This window comes from Streptomyces sp. NPDC002156 (genome assembly GCF_053593675.1).
The window spans coordinates 1-2,813 of the sequence record NZ_JBSFDA010000351.1 but is presented as its reverse complement, the minus strand read 5'-3'; the positions used below and the strand labels follow the sequence as shown (position 1 = coordinate 2,813).

3 protein-coding genes and 1 tRNA gene are annotated in these 2,813 nt (G+C 68.9%); 2 read left to right on the top strand and 2 right to left on the bottom strand.

Annotation, left to right across the window (positions count from 1 at the left end):
• Positions 1-84, bottom strand: a tRNA-Leu gene (locus ACWCRB_RS49580).
• 127 nt (positions 85-211) lie between these two features.
• Complete coding sequence (locus ACWCRB_RS49575; RefSeq protein ID WP_451002339.1) at positions 212-889, bottom strand: GntR family transcriptional regulator; 678 nt, start codon at positions 887-889, stop codon at positions 212-214.
• Between the two features lie 233 nt (positions 890-1,122).
• Here ACWCRB_RS49575 and ACWCRB_RS49570 point away from each other — a divergent pair, with 233 nt between their 5' ends.
• Positions 1,123-2,094, top strand: coding sequence for a 2-dehydropantoate 2-reductase (locus ACWCRB_RS49570; RefSeq protein ID WP_451002338.1), 972 nt, complete (start codon positions 1,123-1,125; stop codon positions 2,092-2,094).
• Positions 2,095-2,285: 191 nt separating this feature from the next.
• Positions 2,286-2,729, top strand: a complete 444-nt coding sequence (locus ACWCRB_RS49565; RefSeq protein WP_451002337.1) for a PAS domain S-box protein — start codon at positions 2,286-2,288, stop codon at positions 2,727-2,729.
• Positions 2,730-2,813 lie beyond the last annotated feature (84 nt).

The window sequence follows — 2,813 nt, the reverse complement described above, 5'->3', positions numbered from 1 at the left end:
GTCCGAGGGGGGACTTGAACCCCCACGCCCGATAAAGGGCACTAGCACCTCAAGCTAGCGCGTCTGCCATTCCGCCACCCGGACTAGGTGTCTGCCGCCGTCGGGAGTGCTCCCCGCAGCGACACGAACAACAATACCAAGCTTTCAGAGTGGCTTTCACCTGCATATCTCTCACCACGAGCAACGGGACGGTGACCGTACGGCCACCCCGCTACCGCTCCCGCTGGTGGTACGTCTTGCGGGTGTGTTCCGTATGGGCCCGCATGACCTCCGTGGCCCGCTGCCCGTCGCCGTCCGCGATCGCCGCGATCAGCTCACGGTGCTCGATCCACGACTGCTGGCCACGCTGCCGGGCCACCGGCGTGTAGTACCAGCGCACCCGACGGTCCACCTGCGCCGCCAACTCCGCCAGAACCGAGTTGCCGGCCAGCTCCATCACCTTCGCGTGCAGTCGGGCGTTCATCGCCACCGCGGCATCCACATCGTCGGAGGCGACCGCTCGCTCGCCCTCCGCGCACATCTCCTCCAGCACCGTGACGGCCGCGGCACCCGCGTTGGTCGCGGCGAGGCGGGCGGCCTCGGCCTCCAACAGGGTGCGGACGGTGAGGAGTTGGTCCGCCTCCGCCTCCGTCGGCTCGTGCACGAAGGCACCCTGGGCCGGCCGCAGATCGACCCAGCCCTCGGTGCTGAGCCGTTGGAGCGCCTCGCGGACGGGCTGGCGGGAGACCCCGAGGTGTCCGGCGAGTTCGCTCTCGACGAGGTGCTGGCCGGGTTGCAGGGCACGGGTGGTGATCAGTTCGAGCAGCGCCTCGTACACCCGGTCACGGAGCGGACCGGGACGTTCGAGCTTCGGTACCGCGCCCTGCGGCAGTCCTGTCGTCGACAGCATGACGGCCCCTCCTCCGCAGCGTCGTCGCCACATGTGAGAGCCCAGTATGAATTGGCTTTCGCCTACAGTCTACGGCGCACAAACGACCGGAAACCCAGCTCACGCGGCCCCGGGTGGCCGTCCGGGCACCGTCCCGGACCCTTGCTGCCGCCACTTCCATCCTGTAGACAATATTTCGTCGACAGTTTTCGACAGTTCCGCGGTACACCCTCGACCGAACGGAGCGCCACCCAGTGAAAGTCGCCATCCTCGGCGCCGGAGCCATCGGCGCCTACGTCGGCGCCGCCCTGCACCAAGCAGGCGCCGACGTCCATCTCGTCGCCCGTGGACCGCACCTCGCGGCCATGAGGCAGCACGGCGTACGGGTTCTCAGCCCCCGCGGTGACTTCACCGCGCACGCCCACGCCACCGACAACCCCGCCGACATCGGCCCCGTCGACTATGTCTTCCTCGGACTCAAGGCCAACTCGTACGCGGCGTGCGGGCCGCTCATCGAGCCGCTGCTCCACGAGTCCACCGCTGTCATCGCCGCCCAGAACGGCATCCCCTGGTGGTACTTCCACCGCCATGGCGGGCCGAACGACGGTCAGCGCATCGAGAGCGTGGACCCCGGCGGCGCGGTCAGTGCCGTACTCGCGCCGGAACGGGCCATCGGCTGTGTCGTGTATGCGGCGACCGAGCTGGAAGGGCCGGGCGTCGTCAGGCACTTGGAGGGCACCCGGTTCTCGATCGGCGAACCGGACCGTTCCCCCTCCCCGCGCTGCCACGCCTTCAGCGAGGCCATGCGGGCCGGCGGACTCAAGTGTCCCGTCGAGCCCGATCTGCGCAACGACATCTGGCTCAAGCTGCTCGGCAACATCTCTTTCAACCCGATCAGTGCCCTCTCGCGGGCCACGATGCGCCAGATGTGCCATCACGGCGGCACCCGTCAGGTCATCCAGACCATGATGGAAGAGACCCTGGCCGTCGCCGAGGCCCTCAACTGCCGTGTCGGCATCTCCATCGAGCGTCGCCTCGCCGGCGCCGAGAAGGTGGGCGACCACCGCACCTCCACCCTCCAGGACCTCGAACGCGGGAAACCCCTCGAACTCGACGTCCTCCTGACCGCCGTCATCGAACTCGCCGACATCACCGGCGTCGACGTCCCCACCCTGCGGACCGTCCACGCCATCAGCGATCTCCTCGCACTCGGAACCGCCGCATGATGCCGGAGTAGTCGAGCCACGGCCCACGACGGCGGGGCCCCTGGCGGCGGGGAGCGCCCCCTGCGCCGCGGGGGTCCCGCCTCTGTTCGGGAGCGCGGGCCCCTCGGGTGGTATGGATCCTGTATACCATCCATCTGTATACTGTCGTCCAGTATGCGTTCGGTATCCAACTGCCCCTGTACGGAGGCGACATGGAAGATCTGCATCCCGAAGTGGTGCTGGGAATGGCCGCCCAGGCGCCCGACGGCATAGTGATCATCGACGGCGAAGGGCTGATCCGCTTCTGGAACCGGGGTGCGGAGCGCATCTTCGGGTTCTCGGCGGGTGACGTGGACGGCCGAAGTCTGGACGTCATCATCCCCGAGCGGCAACGGAAGCGGCACTGGGACGGGTTCGAGGAAGCCATGGCGCGAGGGACGACCAAGTACGGGGACGCGGATCTGCTGAACGTGCCCGCGCTGGCGGCGGACGGCCGCAAGCTGTCCATCGAGTTCAGCGTGGCCCTGCTGCCGGGTCCCGACGGCAGCACGTACGTCGGGGCGGTCATCCGGGACGTCACCGCACGGCGCGACCGGGAGCGGGAGTTGATGCGGCGGCAAGCCGAGGCCGAGACCCAGAGCAGGGCGACAGTCTGAGGCGCCGCCCGACACGTGGAAGCGGCCGTGCGCCCCGGGGGCCCCCCCCCGCCACCCCCAACGCCCCCCCCCCCCTATAAACCA